This window comes from Enterobacter cloacae complex sp. 2015409, from assembly GCF_041365315.1.
Taxonomy (GTDB): Bacteria; Pseudomonadota; Gammaproteobacteria; order Enterobacterales; family Enterobacteriaceae; genus Enterobacter; species Enterobacter pseudoroggenkampii.
Map to the genome: position 1 here is coordinate 154,402 of NZ_JBFTVM010000002.1, position 16,977 is coordinate 171,378.

15 protein-coding genes, 1 tRNA gene and 2 pseudogenes are annotated in these 16,977 nt (G+C 54.2%); 10 read left to right on the forward strand and 8 right to left on the reverse strand.

Features of this window, described 5'->3' with window-relative positions; all coding sequences use genetic code 11:
* The first annotated feature begins 1 nt into the window (after position 1).
* The 4 genes from yagE (at position 2) to ACDO57_RS14380 (ending at position 6,123) form a co-directional block, all read left to right on the forward strand.
* Positions 2 to 910, forward strand: a complete 909-nt coding sequence (yagE, locus tag ACDO57_RS14365) for a dihydrodipicolinate synthase family protein (RefSeq protein ID WP_248199508.1) — start codon at positions 2 to 4, stop codon at positions 908 to 910.
* 14 nt (positions 911 to 924) lie between these two features.
* The gene (gene yagF, locus ACDO57_RS14370; RefSeq protein WP_370884163.1) at positions 925 to 2,892 is read left to right on the forward strand and encodes a xylonate dehydratase YagF; all 1,968 of its coding nucleotides are present in this window, start codon (positions 925 to 927) and stop codon (positions 2,890 to 2,892) included.
* Positions 2,893 to 3,118: 226 nt separating this feature from the next.
* A complete protein-coding gene (locus ACDO57_RS14375; RefSeq protein ID WP_370884164.1) occupies positions 3,119 to 4,501 on the forward strand; it encodes an MFS transporter in 1,383 nt (460 codons plus the stop codon).
* 11 nt (positions 4,502 to 4,512) lie between these two features.
* The gene (locus ACDO57_RS14380) at positions 4,513 to 6,123 is read left to right on the forward strand and encodes a glycoside hydrolase family 43 protein (protein WP_370884165.1); all 1,611 of its coding nucleotides are present in this window, start codon (positions 4,513 to 4,515) and stop codon (positions 6,121 to 6,123) included.
* Between the two features lie 4 nt (positions 6,124 to 6,127).
* Here the strand turns inward: ACDO57_RS14380 and xynR are convergent, their stop codons facing one another.
* The 5 genes from xynR to ACDO57_RS14405 all read right to left on the reverse strand — a co-directional run bounded on the left by xynR (position 6,128) and on the right by ACDO57_RS14405 (position 9,253).
* Positions 6,128 to 6,886, reverse strand: a complete 759-nt coding sequence (xynR, locus tag ACDO57_RS14385; protein WP_248222591.1) for an IclR family transcriptional regulator — start codon at positions 6,884 to 6,886, stop codon at positions 6,128 to 6,130.
* A gap of 221 nt (positions 6,887 to 7,107) precedes the next feature.
* Entirely contained in the window at positions 7,108 to 7,542 is a 435-nt protein-coding gene (locus ACDO57_RS14390; protein WP_148768520.1) for a DUF3828 domain-containing protein, read from the reverse strand.
* A 1-nt stretch (position 7,543) separates the two neighbouring features.
* Positions 7,544 to 7,906, reverse strand: a complete 363-nt coding sequence (locus ACDO57_RS14395; protein WP_318154834.1) for a CHAP domain-containing protein — start codon at positions 7,904 to 7,906, stop codon at positions 7,544 to 7,546.
* A gap of 277 nt (positions 7,907 to 8,183) precedes the next feature.
* The gene (gene argF / locus ACDO57_RS14400) at positions 8,184 to 9,188 is read right to left on the reverse strand and encodes an ornithine carbamoyltransferase (protein ID WP_370884166.1); all 1,005 of its coding nucleotides are present in this window, start codon (positions 9,186 to 9,188) and stop codon (positions 8,184 to 8,186) included.
* Positions 9,158 to 9,253 carry a hypothetical protein gene (locus ACDO57_RS14405; protein ID WP_213014347.1) on the reverse strand — a complete coding sequence of 32 codons (96 nt, stop codon included), beginning with the start codon at positions 9,251 to 9,253 and terminating at the stop codon, positions 9,158 to 9,160. Before ACDO57_RS14405 ends, argF begins: the two co-directional genes overlap by 31 nt.
* 99 nt (positions 9,254 to 9,352) lie before the next feature.
* Here ACDO57_RS14405 and rraB point away from each other — a divergent pair, with 99 nt between their 5' ends.
* From rraB to ACDO57_RS14430, 5 genes and pseudogenes are all read left to right on the forward strand, one after another.
* Positions 9,353 to 9,778, forward strand: coding sequence for a ribonuclease E inhibitor RraB (rraB, locus tag ACDO57_RS14410; protein ID WP_023324077.1), 426 nt, complete (start codon positions 9,353 to 9,355; stop codon positions 9,776 to 9,778).
* 46 nt (positions 9,779 to 9,824) lie between these two features.
* Positions 9,825 to 10,583: a tRNA isopentenyl-2-thiomethyl-A-37 hydroxylase MiaE gene (gene miaE, locus ACDO57_RS14415; protein ID WP_370884167.1), complete on the forward strand. Its 759-nt coding sequence runs from the start codon at positions 9,825 to 9,827 to the stop codon at positions 10,581 to 10,583.
* A 30-nt stretch (positions 10,584 to 10,613) separates the two neighbouring features.
* Complete coding sequence (locus tag ACDO57_RS14420) at positions 10,614 to 11,336, forward strand: topoisomerase II (protein ID WP_370884168.1); 723 nt, start codon at positions 10,614 to 10,616, stop codon at positions 11,334 to 11,336.
* A gap of 105 nt (positions 11,337 to 11,441) precedes the next feature.
* Positions 11,442 to 11,526 (forward strand) — tRNA-Leu (locus tag ACDO57_RS14425).
* Between the two features lie 149 nt (positions 11,527 to 11,675).
* A pseudogene (locus tag ACDO57_RS14430) lies at positions 11,676 to 12,830 on the forward strand (tyrosine-type recombinase/integrase).
* 54 nt (positions 12,831 to 12,884) lie between these two features.
* On the opposite strand, the gene ACDO57_RS14435 reads toward ACDO57_RS14430, so the two are convergent.
* Genes ACDO57_RS14435 through ACDO57_RS14445 form a run of 3 tightly spaced genes read right to left on the reverse strand, consistent with a single transcriptional unit; the run spans position 12,885 to position 15,462 of the window.
* Positions 12,885 to 13,895, reverse strand: a complete 1,011-nt coding sequence (locus tag ACDO57_RS14435; RefSeq protein WP_370884169.1) for a hypothetical protein — start codon at positions 13,893 to 13,895, stop codon at positions 12,885 to 12,887.
* Positions 13,846 to 14,382 (reverse strand): hypothetical protein, encoded by a 537-nt coding sequence (locus tag ACDO57_RS14440; RefSeq protein ID WP_370884170.1) that lies wholly within the window; start codon positions 14,380 to 14,382, stop codon positions 13,846 to 13,848. Before ACDO57_RS14440 ends, ACDO57_RS14435 begins: the two co-directional genes overlap by 50 nt.
* A complete protein-coding gene (locus tag ACDO57_RS14445; protein WP_370884171.1) occupies positions 14,383 to 15,462 on the reverse strand; it encodes a hypothetical protein in 1,080 nt (359 codons plus the stop codon).
* A 205-nt stretch (positions 15,463 to 15,667) separates the two neighbouring features.
* Between ACDO57_RS14445 and ACDO57_RS14450 the strand changes: the two are divergent.
* Positions 15,668 to 16,842: pseudogene (locus ACDO57_RS14450) on the forward strand (primase-like DNA-binding domain-containing protein); the annotation flags it as partial.
* Positions 16,843 to 16,977: the final 135 nt, after the last annotated feature.

Genomic DNA, 16,977 nt, shown 5'->3' on the forward strand with positions numbered 1-16,977 from the left:
CATGCCGCAGTCCGCGTTGTTCACGGGAATCATTCCCCCTGTCTCCACCATTTTTACCGCCGATGGCCAGCTCGATAAGCAGGGCACCGCCGCGCTGATCGACGATCTGATCGCGGCAGGCGTTGACGGCCTGTTCTTCCTGGGCAGCGGCGGCGAGTTTTCCCAGCTTAGCGCCGAAGAGCGTAAAACCATTGCCCAATTTGCTATCGATCATGTCGATCGTCGCGTACCGGTCCTGATCGGCACCGGCGGCACCAACGCCCGGGAAACCATTGCGCTGAGCCAGCACGCGCAGCAGGCGGGGGCGGACGGCATCGTGGTGATCAACCCCTACTACTGGAAAGTGTCGGAAGCGAACCTGATCCGCTATTTCGAGCAGGTGGCCGACAGCGTCACGCTGCCGGTGATGCTCTATAACTTCCCGGCGCTGACCGGGCAGGATCTGACCCCGGCGCTGGTGAAAACCCTGGCCGACTCGCGCAGCAACATCGTCGGCATCAAAGACACCATCGACTCCGTCGCCCACCTGCGCAGCATGATCCACACCGTCAAAGCCGCTCACCCGCACTTCACCGTGCTCTGTGGCTACGACGATCATCTGTTTAATACCCTGCTGCTCGGCGGCGACGGGGCGATTTCGGCGAGCGGCAACTTTGCTCCGCAGGTGTCGGTGAATCTTCTGAAAGCCTGGCGGGATAAAGACGTGGCGAAAGCGGCTGAGTATCATCAGACCCTGCTGCAAATCCCGCAGATGTATCAGCTGGATACGCCGTTTGTGAACGTGATTAAAGAGGCGATTGTGCTCTGCGGCCGCCCGATCTCCACGCACGTGCTGCCGCCCGCTTCACCACTGGACGCGCCGCGCAAGGCGCAGCTGAAAACCCTGCTGCAACAGCTCAAGCTCTGCTGAGCCGGACGATAACCATGACCATCGAGAAGATTTTCACCCCGCAGGACGATGCGTTTTATGCGGTGATCACCCACGCGGCGGGGCCGCAGGGCGCGCTGCCGCTGACCCCGCAGATGCTGATGGAATCCCCCAGCGGCAACCTGTTCGGCATGACGCAGAACGCCGGGATGGGCTGGGACGCCAACAAGCTGACCGGCAAAGAGGTGCTGATTATCGGCACCCAGGGCGGCATCCGCGCCGGAGACGGACGCCCGGTCGCGCTGGGCTACCACACCGGCCACTGGGAGATCGGCATGCAGATGCAGGCGGCGGCGAAGGAGATCACCCTCAACGGCGGGATCCCGTTTGCGGCCTTCGTCAGCGATCCGTGCGACGGTCGCTCGCAGGGCACGCACGGCATGTTCGACTCCCTGCCGTACCGCAACGACGCGGCGATCGTGTTTCGCCGCCTGATTCGTTCCCTGCCGACGCGTCGGGCGGTGATTGGCGTGGCCACCTGTGATAAAGGGCTGCCCGCCACCATGATTGCGCTGGCCGCGATGCACGACCTGCCGACCATTCTGGTGCCGGGCGGGGCGACGCTGCCACCAACCGTGGGGGAAGACGCGGGCAAGGTGCAGACTATCGGCGCGCGCTTTGCCAACCACGAACTCTCCCTGCAGGAGGCCGCCGAGCTGGGCTGCCGCGCTTGCGCCTCGCCGGGCGGCGGATGTCAGTTCCTCGGCACGGCGGGCACCTCGCAGGTGGTCGCGGAAGCGCTGGGTCTGGCGCTGCCGCACTCCGCGCTGGCCCCGTCCGGGCAGGCGGTGTGGCTGGAGATCGCCCGCCAGTCGGCGCGCGCGGTCAGCGAGCTGGATAACCGCGGCATCACCACGCGCGATATCCTCACCGATAAAGCCATCGAAAACGCCATGGTGATCCATGCGGCCTTCGGCGGCTCGACCAATTTACTGCTGCACATTCCGGCCATCGCCCACGCGGCGGGCTGCACAATCCCGGACGTAGAGCACTGGACGCGCGTCAACCGTAAGGTGCCGCGCCTGGTCAGCGTGCTGCCCAACGGCCCGGACTATCACCCGACCGTGCGCGCCTTCCTCGCGGGCGGCGTGCCGGAGGTGATGCTTCACCTGCGCGATCTTGGCCTGCTGCATCTGGACGCCATGACCGTGACCGGCCAGACGGTGGGCGAGAACCTCGACTGGTGGCAGGCGTCCGAGCGCCGTGCGCGCTTCCGCCAGTGCCTGCGCGAGCAGGATGGCGTGGATCCGGATGACGTGATCCTGCCGCCGGAGAAGGCAAAAGCGAAAGGGCTGACCTCAACGGTTTGCTTCCCGACGGGCAACATCGCGCCGGAAGGCTCGGTGATCAAGGCCACGGCGATCGACCCGTCGGTCGTCGGTGAAGATGGCGTTTACCGCCACACCGGTCGGGCGAGGGTGTTTGTCTCGGAAGCGCAGGCGATCAAGGCCATCAAGCGGGAAGAGATTAAACAGGGCGATATCATGGTGGTGATCGGCGGCGGGCCGTCCGGCACCGGCATGGAAGAGACCTACCAGCTCACCTCCGCGCTGAAGCATATCTCGTGGGGAAAGACGGTGTCGTTAATCACCGATGCGCGCTTCTCGGGCGTGTCGACGGGCGCCTGCTTCGGCCACGTGTCGCCGGAGGCGCTGGCGGGCGGGCCGATTGGCAAGCTGCGCGATAACGACATTATCGAGATAGCTGTCGACCGGCTGACATTAACGGGCAGCGTGAATTTTATCGGCACCGCGGACATCCCGCTGACGCCGGAGGAGGGGGCGCGCGAGCTGGCAATGCGGCAGACGCACCCGGACCTGCGCGCCCACGACTTTTTGCCGGACGATACCCGCCTGTGGGCAGCACTGCAGTCGGTCAGCGGCGGCACCTGGAAAGGCTGTATTTATGACACCGATAAAATTATCGAGGTAATTAACGCCGGTAAAAAAGCGCTCGGCATTTAATTATTTTCTTAGAGAAAACCGTCTGCGGGAAATATTCCGTGGACGGTTTTTCTGTGTCTGTTATTTATTAATTTAAACAATAAGTTGCAATATATCGTTGGCGTCACAAAAGCAAAATAACGTAATTCAGAAATAAGATATGACCATTGCTGGTTAATTGAACAGCTCATTACACTCCATTAACACGATGTTGTAATTCAGCACACTACATAAGGGTGTAATTCTGATGACGCAATTAACCATGAAAGACAAAATTGGCTACGGGCTGGGTGATACCGCCTGCGGCTTCGTCTGGCAGGCTACCATGTTCCTGCTGGCCTATTTCTACACCGACGTCTTCGGCCTGTCGGCGGGCATTATGGGGACGCTGTTTTTAATCTCCCGCGTGCTCGACGCCGTGACCGACCCGCTGATGGGGCTGCTGGTCGACCGCACCCGCACGCGGCACGGCCAGTTCCGCCCGTTCCTGCTGTGGGGCGCCATCCCGTTTGGCATCGTCTGCGTGCTGACCTTCTACACGCCGGACTTTTCCGCGCAGGGCAAAATCATCTACGCCTGCGTGACCTACATTCTCCTTACCCTGGTCTACACCTTCGTTAACGTGCCGTACTGCGCCATGCCCGGCGTCATCACCGCCGACCCGAAAGAGCGTCATGCCCTTCAGTCCTGGCGTTTCTTCCTTGCCGCCGCTGGGTCGCTCGCCATCAGCGGCATCGCGTTGCCGCTGGTCAGCATCATCGGCAAAGGGAACGAGCAGGTGGGCTATTTCGGCGCCATGTGCGTGCTGGGCCTGAGCGGCGTGGTGCTGCTCTACGTCTGCTTCTTCACCACCAAAGAGCGCTACACCTTTGAGGTGCAGCCGGGCTCGTCGGTGGCGAAAGATCTCAAGCTGCTGCTCGGCAACGGCCAGTGGCGCATCATGTGCGCGTTCAAGATGATGGCGACCTGTTCCAGCGTGGTGCGCGGCGGGGCGACGCTCTACTTCGTCAAATACGTGATGGATCACCCGGAGATGGCGACCCAGTTTTTACTCTACGGCAGCCTCGCCACCATGTTTGGCTCGCTCTGCTCCTCCCGACTGCTGGGGCGCTTCGACCGCGTCACCGCCTTCAAGTGGATCATCGTCGCCTACTCGCTCATCAGCCTGCTGATTTTCGTCACCCCGGCGGAGCACATTGCGCTGATTTTCGCCCTCAACATCCTGTTCCTGTTCGTCTTTAACACCACCACGCCGCTGCAGTGGCTGATGGCCTCTGACGTGGTGGATTACGAGGAGAGCCGCAGCGGTCGCCGCCTCGACGGGCTGGTGTTCTCCACCTACCTGTTCAGCCTGAAGATTGGCCTGGCGATTGGCGGGGCGGTGGTGGGCTGGATCCTGGCGTACGTCAACTACTCCGCCAGCAGCAGCGTGCAGCCGGTGGAGGTGCTCACCACCATCAAAATTCTGTTCTGCGTGGTGCCGGTGGTGCTCTACGCGGGCATGTTCATCATGCTGTCGTTCTATAAGCTCACCGACGCCCGCGTGGAGGCCATCAGCCAGCAGCTGATCAAGCACCGCGCGGCGCAGGGCGAGGCCGTTCCCGACGCCGCGACAGCCGCATCCCATTAACCGGAGGCACTATGCAAATCACTAACCCCATACTCACCGGCTTCAACCCGGACCCGTCCCTGTGCCGCCAGGGCGAGGACTACTACATCGCCACCTCGACCTTCGAATGGTTCCCCGGCGTGCGCATCTACCACTCCCGCGACCTGAAAAACTGGTCGCTGGTCAGCACCCCGCTGGACCGCGTGTCGATGCTGGACATGAAGGGCAACCCGGACTCCGGCGGCATCTGGGCGCCGTGCCTGAGCTATGCCGACGGCAAATTCTGGCTGCTCTATACCGACGTGAAGATTGTCGACTCGCCGTGGAAAAACGGCCGCAACTTCCTCGTCACCGCGCCGTCCATTGAGGGGCCGTGGAGCGAGCCGATCCCGATGGGCAACGGCGGGTTTGACCCGTCCCTGTTCCACGACGACGATGGCCGCAAATACTATATCTACCGCCCGTGGGGGCCGCGCCACCACAGCAACCCGCACAACACCATCGTGATGCAGGAGTTTGATCCGCAGACCGGGACGCTCTCGCCCGAGCGTAAAACCCTGTTTACCGGCACGCCGCTCTGCTACACCGAGGGGGCGCACCTCTATCGCCACGCGGGATGGTACTACCTGATGGTGGCCGAAGGCGGCACCAGCTACGAGCACGCCGTCGTGGTGCTGCGTTCCAAAAACATCGACGGGCCGTACGAGCTGCACCCGGACGTGACGATGATGACCAGCTGGCACCTGCCGGAGAACCCGCTGCAGAAGAGCGGCCACGGCTCGCTGCTGCAGACCCACACCGGAGAGTGGTTCATGGCCTACCTCACCAGCCGCCCGTTGCGCCTGCCCGGCGTGCCGCTGCTGGCCTCCGGCGGGCGTGGCTACTGCCCGCTGGGCCGCGAGACCGGCATCGCCCGCATTGAGTGGCGTGACGGCTGGCCGTACGTGGAAGGCGGCAAGCATGCGCAGCTGACCGTGAAAGGCCCGCAGGTGGCGGAGCAGCCTGCAGCCGTTCAGGGCAGCTGGCGGGACGATTTCGACGCCAGTTCGCTCGACCCGGAGTTACAGACCCTGCGCATTCCGTTCGACGACACCCTCGGCTCGCTCACCGCGCGCCCGGGCTACTTACGGCTCTACGGCAACGACTCGCTCAACTCAACCTTTACCCAGTCGACCGTGGCGCGCCGCTGGCAGCACTTCGTCTTCCGGGCGGAGACGCGGATGCAGTTCTCGCCGGTCCACTTCCAGCAGAGCGCGGGGCTGACCTGCTACTACAACAGCAAAAACTGGAGCTACTGCTTTGTGGACTATGAGGAGGGGCTGGGGAGAACGATCAAGGTGATCCAGCTCGACCACAACGTGCCGTCGTGGCCGCTGCACGAGCAGCCGATTCCGGTGCCGGAACATGCGGAGAGCGTCTGGCTGCGGGTGGACGTGGATACGCTGGTTTACCGCTACAGCTACTCGTTCGACGGCGAGACGTGGCACGACGTGCCGGTGACGTATGAGGCGTGGAAGCTGTCGGACGACTACATTGGCGGGCGCGGCTTCTTTACCGGCGCGTTTGTGGGGCTGCACTGCGAGGACATCAGCGGCGACGGCTGCCACGCGGACTTCGACTACTTCACCTACGAGCCGGTTTAACGGCTCAGGCCGGGTAGCCCAGCGTGCGTGACAGCTGGAGCCCGGCCTGCTGAAGCTGCTCGCGGAAGTTAGCCAGCTCGGCGTCGTCCACGCGGGAGGTCAGCGTCGACAGGCTCAGGGCGGCGATGACGCGGGATTCATGGTTCCACACCGGCACCGCCACGCAGCGCACGCCCTGCTCGTTCTCTTCGCTATCCAGGGCGTAGCCCTGCGCGCGGGTCTGCGTCAGGGCGCTCATTAGTGCTTCACGAGAGGCGAGGGTGGAAGGGGTATAGGTGGTGTACTGATAGCCCTCAAGCAGAGCGTTCAGCTCGGCCTCGCCCAGCCAGGCAATCAACACCTTGCCGATGGCGGTGGCGTGAACCGGCAGGCGGCGGCCAATGCGCGAATAGGCGATGGCGGCCAGCTTGCCTTCAATCTTCTCGATATAGACCCCTTCACGCCCGTCCAGGATCCCCAGATGGGTGGTCTGCCCGGTCCGCTGGGACAGCTCCGTCAGCCAGCCTTTCGCCTTCTGACGAATATCGATGGAGCCCACGACAAAATGGCCGCGCTCGACCAGCTTCATGCCGAGGCGATATTTGCCGTTCTCCGGGTTCTGATCGATATAGCCGTGAAGCTGCAGGGTTTTCAGCAGCGAGTGGAGGGTACTCTTGCTCAGCCCCATCAGTTTGCTGATGTCGGTGATCTTAAGCTCGGTGGCCTGCTCGTTGAACAGGTCGAGGATCTGCAACGCACGTTCAACAGACTGAATAATCGGCATAATGCTGGTATGTCCACGCTGGAATTAAGGCGAAAACGTACCTTTTTCAGGGTGAAAAATCAATTGAGTAGAGCGGGTTGTGGGAGAAAGGGCATCAGGCCGCATCGTCGCCTGATTCGCCCGGCGGCGCTGCGCTTGCACGGGCCTACGGGTTTTGTAGGCCGGGTAAGCGCAGCGCCACGCGGCAACAAAGGCGGCTACACTATTGTTAGTGGGGGGCATCAATTATTATCCCGAGCGGCGACAGACTGGATTTTCCAGACCCCATCTTCTTTAACCATGCAATCAATGACTGTGTGCTGGGTCTTTTTGCCAAAGGTGATATTCACGTTTACACAGACCGGGTCTGAATCATACGAATCAATAGCCACATTCTCAGCCCAGTCCTCGCCGATATACTGCGATTTCATAAAAAAATCAGCCTCGTAAAATTCAGCGTCGGCATAACGGGGATCGGCTGCATGACGTAATTTTTTCATGGTGCTGACCGTAACGAACTTATCGATTTCATTTCCCTGTTGTATGGGATAACGATCGTTGTTCACTTGTTTAATGTACCAGCGATTGAATTCAAGGGCGCGCTGCATCGGTATCTGAAAATCTTCGGCCCCCAATGCGGCTGTACTGAATAACACAATTAAGATGAGCTTATTCATATTAATAATGCCTGTATAAGGTTACGGCTGGCTGGAGTTGGCGATAGGTTGGCCCCGGGTACAGTGTTCTCTGTTTAAAATCTGAATACCAGGTTCCAGCGCCATCGTAAATACAGATATGCCCGTACTGGTTCGGGCCGGGCAAGGCATCAATCACCGCGATATCCCCCTCTATGGGGGTGCCATAGACTTTTGTGAACCCTGCTTTTTCAAGAGAACGCCAGAAATCCTTGGCGTTTGCCCCTTCGATTTTAAGCCCTCCGGCTCGAATGGCGGCGGCGATTGCGCGAGCGCAATAGTGTCCAGTATGGGTTAGTGCGTGGCTACGGGCGTATGACACAGCTTCATGCTTATTCCATGACATAATTAATCCTTATTAACGAAATGCAGCAATAAGGAAATATTACGCCGATAATATACGGTGTTTTGTAATTGATAATGACCTGATATTAACCATTATCTGCTCAATAAATAATGCTTAATAAAAACATAAGTTCTTATTATGGTTAATGTCTAGCTGAGAAAGCGTCAGCAAAATGTATTTTTCTGTCAGACGATAACGCTGTTGTCGTTTTTAGGGTTTTCTCCCTCTCCCTGTGGGAGAGGGCCGGGGTGAGGGCACCAGACCGCAGAGGACCCAATTATTCCCCAAGCGTCGCCACCATCACCGCCTTAATCGTATGCATCCGGTTTTCTGCCTGGTCGAACACGATACTCGCCGCCGACTCAAACACCTCGTCCGTCACCTCCATCCCGCCGTGCAGATCGAACTCCTTCGCCATCTGCTTGCCGAGCGTAGTCTGCTCGTCATGGAACGCCGGCAGACAGTGCAGGAACTTCACGTTCGGGTTGCCGGTCAGCGCCATCATCTGCGCGTTCACCTGATACCCACGCAGCAGCGCAATCCGCTCCGCCCACTTCTCTTTGGCTTCGCCCATCGACACCCACACGTCGGTATAGATAAAGTCCGCGCCCTTCACGCCCGCCGCCACGTCTTCCGTCAGGGTAATTTTCCCACCGTGCTTCTCCGCCAGCGCGCTGCACTCCGCCACCAGGCTCTCTTCCGGCCAGCAGGCCTTCGGGGCCACCAGGCGCAGATCCAGCCCGGTCAACGCCGCCGCTTCCAGCATCGAGTTGCCCATGTTGTTGCGCGCATCGCCCGCGTAGACCAGCGTCATCTCGTTAAACGCCTTGCCCGGCAGGTGCTCCTGCATGGTCAGCAGGTCCGCCAGCAGCTGCGTCGGATGAAACTCGTTGGTCAGCCCGTTCCACACCGGAACGCCCGCATACTGCGCCAGCGTTTCGACCACTTCCTGGCCGTGGCCGCGATACTGAATGCCGTCGTACATCCGCCCGAGCACGCGCGCGGTGTCCTTAATTGATTCTTTATGCCCAATCTGGCTGCCGCTCGGCCCTAAATAGGTAACGCGCGCACCCTGGTCAAATGCGGCAACTTCGAAAGAGCAACGGGTACGGGTCGAGTCTTTTTCGAAGATGAGCGCGATGTTTTTACCGGTAAGTTTCTGTACTTCCTTGCCATTTTTCTTATCGGCTTTGAGCTGTGCGGCAAGGGTCAGCAGAGAAGTGAACTGTGCAGGGGTAAAGTCGAGCAATTTCAGAAAGTGTTTCTTGTACAGATCAGACATTTTATCCTCACATGGCGAACGCCACTTATTGAATTAAAATTCACTTTATATGTGTAATTATTCATTTGCAACCCCGTTTCACAAATCTTTCCAACAAAGGTGGAGGCAAACCCGTCCGTGTGTGAAAATAGAAGTATCTGCCGCACTTTAAAGAGGATTGAGCCATGGCAAACCCGGAATTACTGGAAGAGCAACGCGAAGAGACGCGTCTGATTATTGAAGAGCTGCTGGAAGACGGTAGCGATCCGGACGCGCTGTACACCATCGAGCACCATTTCTCTGCGGATGATTTCGACGCGCTGGAAAAAATGGCCGTGGAAGCCTTCAAGCTGGGTTACGAAGTGACCGAGCCGGAAGAGCTGGAAGTGGAAGAGGGCGACACCGTCATCTGCTGCGACATCCTGAGCGAAGGCGCGCTGAAGGCGGAGCTGATCGACGCGCAGGTCGAACAGCTGATGAACCTGGCCGAGAAGTTTGACGTGGAATACGACGGCTGGGGAACCTACTTCGAAGATCCGAACGGTGAAGACGGCGAAGAAGGTGACGACGAAGATTACATCGACGAAGACGACGACGGTGTGCGTCACTAAGTGATTCAGGCGGTGGCGCGCGCCACCGCTTTTTCAAGGCAGAACCATGGATTACCCGCAGATACTCGCCCCCGTACTCAACTTCCTCCAGTGCCCGACCCCGCAAGCATGGATTGATAAAGCCCGCGACCCGGCGAACCTGCCGCTGCTGCTCACCGACCACATGGTGTGCGAGCTCAAGGCCGCCCAGACCGCGCTGTTACTCGTGCGTAAATACGTAGCCGACGAAAGCGGTGCAGACGCGCTGCTCGACTGGCTCAAACCCTACGAACTGTTCACCTTCCGCGACGGCCCGGAGCCGGACTTCATCGCCCTGCACAAGCAGATTGGCAAAAGCGTGATGCCCAAAACCGACGACCCGTGGGGTCAGGCGCTCATCGACAGCATGGTGCTGTTGATTAAAGAGGAGCTGCATCACTTCTGGCAGGTGCGAGAGGCGATGCTGGCCCGCGACATTCCGTACGTCAAAATCACCGCCAGCCGCTACGCCAAAGGGATGCTGAAAGAAGTGCGCACCCACGAACCGCTGACGCTGATCGACAAGCTCATCTGTGGTGCCTACATCGAAGCCCGCTCCTGCGAACGCTTCGCCGCGCTGGCTCCGTTCCTCGACGACGACCTGCAGAAGTTCTATCTCTCGCTGCTGCGCTCGGAAGCGCGCCACTATCAGGACTACCTGACGCTGGCCCAGCAGGTGAGCGACGAAGATATCTCACCACGTATAAAGCTTTTTGGCGAAATTGAAGCCACACTTATCTCGACACCGGACAACGAGTTTCGCTTCCACAGCGGCGTGCCGGTGTAAACCGGCATAACTCAAGGATAAGGATGCGAGATGAATAAAACGTGGACCCGTATTGTGATTGTCGTCATTGCGGCTGCCGCCGTGGCGTTCTGGGTGTTTTTCGACAGACAGCGCGCCCCGGAACGGCAGATGGATAACGCCCTCAACGCGATGCCCGCCTGGCAGGTGATTAAGGAGCAGGAGCCCGCGCTGCATCAGCGCATCCTCGACCAGATGGCCGCCCTGCAAAAAGCGGGCGAGCCGGAGCAGCAGATTATCGACACCATCCAGCCGCAGATCCTGCATCTGCAGATGACGCGCCTGCAGAACGCCCCGGACGCCAACGTGGTGAACTACATGACCATCAACATGGAGCAGACCGCCGCCATCCAGAAGGTGAGCGACGACGCCTGCTTCCGCTTCCTCTACCCGATGGTGAAGGGCGGTGTTAACCCGATGCGCATGCTGGATAAAGACCTGATGGCGCGGCGCATGCAGGCCGACGCCGACATGATGCGCGCGGCCTACGGCAAAAACCGCCACACCGTAACCCAAGCCGAACGTGAGGCGGCTGTCGAGGATGTGCGACCGGTGATGAAGCAACTTGCCGATAAGTACGGCGAGGACATCCAGCTGCTGCAGACGCCGGAGAAGGCGGCGGGCAAAGAGAAGCTCTCCTGCGATATGGTGCAGGAGATGTGGGCCAAGGTGCTGGCGCTGCCGGAGCAGAAGGCGGCGAGGGTGATTCGGCTGGCGGTGTCTGAGCTGGACTGACGGTAGCGCTGGTTTTTTGGACACTTAGCGCGGGTTTAGCGCGTCGTCGCTTGCATGGCGGCGCGCGACAGGTATAATCCACAACGTTTCCGCATCCCCTTCAGTGCCGAAGTGGCGAAATCGGTAGACGCAGTTGATTCAAAATCAACCGTAGAAATACGTGCCGGTTCGAGTCCGGCCTTCGGCACCATTAGTACTTCCTAGATCATCCGAGAAATTCCAATTATCCTTAAAAATCAATAGTTACAGCGATTTTTACGTCCTGAGTCGTCCGAGGTTATCTGTTGAAATCAGGATGTCATTGGGGGCATCTTAACTTCGATTAGAAATATGCCCCAAATGAAGCTCAACGCTAGACAGGTCGAGACCGCAAAGCCAAAAGGCAAAACCTATAAAATGGCCGATGGCGACGGTTTGTATCTCGAGGTTTCGGACAAAGGTTCTAAATACTGGCGCATGAAATACAGACGCCCCTCCGACAAAAAAGAGGATCGCCTCGCTTTTGGTGTGGCCTACTGTGACGCTGGCTCAGGCAAGAGCAAAGCGCGATGAAGCTAAAAAGCTGTTAGCGCAGGGCATTGATCCAAAAAACGAACAGAAAGAAGCTCAGGCCGAGAATTCGGGGGCATATACTTTCGAAACTATCGCTCGTGAATGGCATGCCAGTAATAAGCGCTGGAGTGAAGATCACCGATCGCGCGTTCTACGTTATCTTGAGCTTTATATTTTTCCTCCTATTGTTTCGTCCGACATTCGCCAGCTCAAAACGATTACATTGACTCTAATCCAGCCAGTGACATGGCCGGTGCGCTATCGACAACCAAAGCGCGGCATTACCCCGCTTTACCCTCAAGCCGATTCCCTGAGTTTCTTGCTCGTCTTGCTGCTTATCGTGGCCGTGTGATGACACGGATCGCTGTCGAGCTTTCCTTACTAACTTTTGTGCATTCCAGTGAGTTACGTTTCGCGCGTTGGGATGAATTCGACTTCGATAAATCTCTTTGGCGCATACCGGCAAAGCGAGAAGAAATTAAAGGCGTGCGTTACTCATACCGTGGGATGAAGATGAAAGAGGAACATATCGTTCCTCTCAGTCGGCAGGCAATGGTTTTATTAGATCAGCTCAAGCAAATTAGTGGTGATAAAGAGCTGCTGTTTCCTGGGGATCATGACGCAACTAAGGTTATGAGTGAAAACACGGTAAACAGCGCATTGCGTGCGATGGGCTATGACACGAAAACTGAAGTTTGCGGGCATGGATTCAGAACGATGGCACGTGGTGCTATGGGTGAGTCAGGATTATGGAGTGATGATGAGATTGAACGGCAGTTGAGCCATTCAGAAAGAAATAATGTACGTGCTGCGTATATTCATACCTCTGAGCATTTGGAAGACCGTCGCTTGATGGTGCAATGGTGGGCTGATTACCTCAAAGCAAATGAAAGTAAAACAGTTACACCTTATGATTTTGCTAAAATAAACAAAAAACATTAGCAAAACAAACGCCTATAAATTAAATAGGCGTTTATTTTGTGTTAAACAATATAATCATAATCTTCCATTAGCAACTTTTTTTCGCACCTCGTCTTTCCAATTACCACTATGAATTATTCTATCGAAATTATTGCCTGCTCTTCCTGATAACAAATCGATTCGAGATAGCTTGCTGATTTCATCCCAGTTATCATAGAGGATGTATATCGCATTACCATATTCTATATTCTCAAAAACAACTAGATCGTCCTCTAGCATAGCTCCAATATAATTACTGAACGTACTATTACCAGTGACAATCTTTTTAGGGTCAAGGCTCATAAAGAAGTCATATCTATTTTCAGCAACGCTTTTCTTATCTGTAGTGATATTTCTCCCTCTAAAGATTCTTGCTAAAACTTCCTCTTTGCTACCTGGTGGGAATATGTTCCATGATACTAGGAGTGTGTCAGCATAAGTCGATATAGGCTTATCAGCATTCTCAATCCCACACTTTCCAATATTTTCTTGGAGAAGATTTAAGTCGAATAATAATTCATCGTCAAACTTGGTTGATTTTTTTTCTAAAATTCTACTTACTCTGAAGTTAAATATGAAATGACTGTCCGAAGACTGTTTGTGATTAATTTCAATTGCTATGAGTCTTGGTGGGATAATGTCTCTGGGGTATTTCTCGTGAGGTAATCTGACAGTATGCGTACCGTTAGAACTATCACCCCAGTTAGGTGACTCAATTTCAGTATAATGAGTTTCTTTTGGAAGGTCTTTTCTTACGATTTCTTCACCGAAAATATTTTTAAATGAATATTTGCCTTGCAATGGATCGGGTATGACTGACGTTTCATAAGCATTAACACCATTATCAAAGTATATTCCAAGGTGCTCTAATATACCATTTTTTAATTGGTCTTCTGTAAATGCGATGGAAGTGCCAGCAACAACTGCATTGCCTAGTCTTTTTAACTTGCTATGAATGTTTTTAGGTATAACGCGTATGTTCCTTTTCATTTTTTCCTCATACTTGATCGTCGATGTCTCTTTGCTCTCGTTTGTTATGTAAATCATTGATAAACATAACATTAGCTAGTATTACGCTAATCACTGCCTCAATCTGCATGTATGAAATGGCAATAATTAATGCTAAAGATGTGTTTTTTATTACTTCTTGACTCTCTAAATAAAGATGACTCTTGAAAAATACTAGTTTAACTAAATATACAACAAGTAAAGTAATCATAACGAAAGATGATTTTAGAACACTTCCAACTATTGCTTCTAACCTTTTTGTATCTTCCAGTTGTTCGGTGAAATCAACGGTTTCTATAGTTTTGGGGTTAACGATACGCTGCAAAGCATTTGGATAAAGAAACGCTAACCAAATCCCCATAATAGTAAAAACCATTCCAGAAACTGATACGAGAAGAGTGCAATAGTTAGCAAAATCGTTATACACATAGTTAATATCGGATGGTAAAATGACCAATAGCGATACAATGAATATTGCTATGTATATCCATGTGTATTTGACGAGGCCTACTATAGCTTTTAACATTCAATCCTCTCCAGATGCTTTCTTTATTCTTGATTGAGATTTTAATGCTTTTAGCTCTTTTAATATAGGGGAAATGAATTCTTTTCTTTTGTGTGATATATGTTCATAAATATATGCAGCAGTATATGTCGAGTAATCTTCAGAAGGGACATTGAGAATATCACGCATTCTATATTTATCCACCCATGTTATGCCCTTGTCCGTCGCAAACCCCACATTATCCCAAAGACGTTTTTCTCTATCCTCAGCAGAATGTTTTTCAATTATTTCTTGGACTTCTTTCAAGGATGGCTTCGCTTCTGCTTTTATTTCAATCTGTCTTGTTCTGGTGTTTTTCTTTCCGGACACAAATGGAACGAGAGTGCTAAAAGTCTTTAACCAATCAGCGCGTGCGTCATTTGGATTAATAATAATGGTTTCTCTGCGAACAATATGTGTTATTTTTGATATCAATTTACCTAGCTCAGCATGAGTGGTTTCTAAGCTTCGGAGCTTCATATCAAATCTGTACATGTATTTATATAAATCTTCGTCATCAGTATTAGATAATCTTATATAACCTTTCTCGGTTTTATTCTTAACTCTTTTACTATGTTTAACTCTATTAGTAATAGAAGAGTGTACATAATCTTGAAATAGCTCAGAGTCACAAACAGAATGGTCGAATTTAATCGAAACTATAGTTTCAAGTTCAGGTATAATCCAATAAAAGCATGGGCGACCCCAGATGACTTTTTTCCCTCTGTAGCTATTTGTATATTTAACCACTGACGAACTTCCGATTTCACCGTCTTCACTCGCTCCTAATAAAGAACCAGTACTATCAGTATCAGATTTCCATAGCATGATTAAAAAATCACCAGTGCTTTCATCTTTGTAGATGTCTTTACAATAACACTTTGATCTGTTTGGTTTTTCTTTTGGGTCCCATGGTATGGTGAGTGCAAGAGATTTAGTTCCTACCCAATCCTGTATGAGGTCAAATGTTTCGCTTAGCTCTAAACCATAGGTATTGTCATCATTTACCTTGTATAAACCGCACTTATTAACCTTGAAAAAATTGAGATGCCCTACATTCATGCTCTTTCCTTAGCTTCTTATCTCTGGATATGTACCATGATCGAAAATTAAGCATACTCCCATTGACTTAGCTCAGGCAATGCTTTCGCCCTAGAATTTGATCGGTTTAACGTTAAATATTCAAGGGTTACATGAATATTTTTCTCTTCTTTCCGATTAGATAGGTCATGAGTAGGATAATAATTAAATAATCATCCTCACGGCTATCTGGAAAATCATACCGCCGTCGGATTTTTCCCGCGACGTGGCCGGGCTGTTTCAGCTTCTCCGCGCCCCGTTCTCATCCGGGAAAATCGGTTCGGTCGTCGACACCCTGAAACTGATTATTCCGCAGCAGAGCTCACCGGCGCGGCGGCTAACTGGTTTTCGCAACGGCGTGCTCGATACCGGCACCGGAATATTCAGCCCTCACAGCAATCGCACTGGCTGCGTACCCTGTGTGACGTGGATTTCACGCCCCCGGTGGAAGGTGAAACACTGGAAACCCATGCCCCGAATTTCTGGCGCTGGCCAACCGCTACGACTGGCAGCTTTTCCTGGAGGTGACCGGCCCCGGTGGCAGCGGGAAGAGCATCCTGGCAGAAATCGCGACCATGCTCGCCGGAGAAGATAACGCCACGTCAGCGACCATCGAGACGCTGGAATCCCCGCGTGAACGCGCAGCGCTGATTGGCTTCTCTCTGATACGTCTGCCTGACCAGGAAAAATGGAGTGGTGATGGGGCCGGGCTTAAGGCCATCACCGGCGGTGATGCGGTGTCGGTCGACCCGAAATACAAGGATGCTTATTCGACGCATATTCCGGCGGTGATACTGGCCGTGAATAACAACCCGATGCGCTTTACCGACCGCAGCGGCGGGGTATCACGCCGTCGGGTTATCCTGCACTTCCCGGAACAGATTGCCCCGGAAGAGCGCGACCCGAAGCTCAAAGACAAAATCGCCCGTGAGCTGGCCGTCATCGTGCGGCAGCTCATGCAGAAGTTCAGCGACCCGATGGCCGCCCGTACTCTGCTCCAGTCGCAGCAGAACTCCGATGAGGCGCTCAGTATTAAACGCGATGCCGACCCGACCTTTGATTTTTGTGGCTATCTGGAGGCGCTGCCGGAGCCTGACGGGATGTATATGGGGAACGCCAATATTATCCCGCGTCAGCCGCGCCTCTACCTGTACCACGCCTATCTGATTTACATGGAGGCGCACGGCTATAAAAACACGCTCAGTCTGACCATGTTCGGTAAAGGGCTGTGGCCATGCTCAAAGAGTACGGCTGAACTATGACAAACGGCGAACGAATCAGGGTATGCAGACCAATCTGGCACTCAGGGAGGAAAGCAACGCCGACTGGTTGCCAAAATGCGACGAGCCTACAGCGAAATAATCAACCTCAGACCGGCGATGCCGGTCTTTTCCTTTCTGGCCATCTGCAAGGGTACACATTCCTCTGTTCACCGTATATTTATCCTGTATCACAATGAAAATTTTGATACAAACAAAGGTGAGTAGTGCGAGCAGT

Excerpts from the sequence above, each read along its gene's own strand:
- ACDO57_RS14420 (WP_370884168.1), top strand. The coding sequence starts at position 10,614 with ATGAATAAAACGTGGACCCGTATTGTGATTGTCGTCATTGCGGCTGCC.
- ACDO57_RS14380 (WP_370884165.1), top strand. The coding sequence starts at position 4,513 with ATGCAAATCACTAACCCCATACTCACCGGCTTCAACCCGGACCCGTCC.
- ACDO57_RS14405 (WP_213014347.1), bottom strand. The coding sequence starts at position 9,253 with ATGAATAATTACACATATAAAGTGAATTTTAATTCAATAAGTGGCGTT.
- rraB (WP_023324077.1), top strand. The coding sequence starts at position 9,353 with ATGGCAAACCCGGAATTACTGGAAGAGCAACGCGAAGAGACGCGTCTG.
- ACDO57_RS14375 (WP_370884164.1), top strand. The coding sequence starts at position 3,119 with ATGACGCAATTAACCATGAAAGACAAAATTGGCTACGGGCTGGGTGAT.
- ACDO57_RS14390 (WP_148768520.1), bottom strand. The coding sequence starts at position 7,542 with ATGAATAAGCTCATCTTAATTGTGTTATTCAGTACAGCCGCATTGGGG.
- ACDO57_RS14435 (WP_370884169.1), bottom strand. The coding sequence starts at position 13,895 with ATGATTTACATAACAAACGAGAGCAAAGAGACATCGACGATCAAGTAT.
- ACDO57_RS14395 (WP_318154834.1), bottom strand. The coding sequence starts at position 7,906 with ATGTCATGGAATAAGCATGAAGCTGTGTCATACGCCCGTAGCCACGCA.
- yagE (WP_248199508.1), top strand. The coding sequence starts at position 2 with ATGCCGCAGTCCGCGTTGTTCACGGGAATCATTCCCCCTGTCTCCACC.
- xynR (WP_248222591.1), bottom strand. The coding sequence starts at position 6,886 with ATGCCGATTATTCAGTCTGTTGAACGTGCGTTGCAGATCCTCGACCTG.
- miaE (WP_370884167.1), top strand. The coding sequence starts at position 9,825 with ATGGATTACCCGCAGATACTCGCCCCCGTACTCAACTTCCTCCAGTGC.
- ACDO57_RS14440 (WP_370884170.1), bottom strand. The coding sequence starts at position 14,382 with ATGTTAAAAGCTATAGTAGGCCTCGTCAAATACACATGGATATACATA.
- ACDO57_RS14445 (WP_370884171.1), bottom strand. The coding sequence starts at position 15,462 with ATGAATGTAGGGCATCTCAATTTTTTCAAGGTTAATAAGTGCGGTTTA.
- yagF (WP_370884163.1), top strand. The coding sequence starts at position 925 with ATGACCATCGAGAAGATTTTCACCCCGCAGGACGATGCGTTTTATGCG.
- argF (WP_370884166.1), bottom strand. The coding sequence starts at position 9,188 with ATGTCTGATCTGTACAAGAAACACTTTCTGAAATTGCTCGACTTTACC.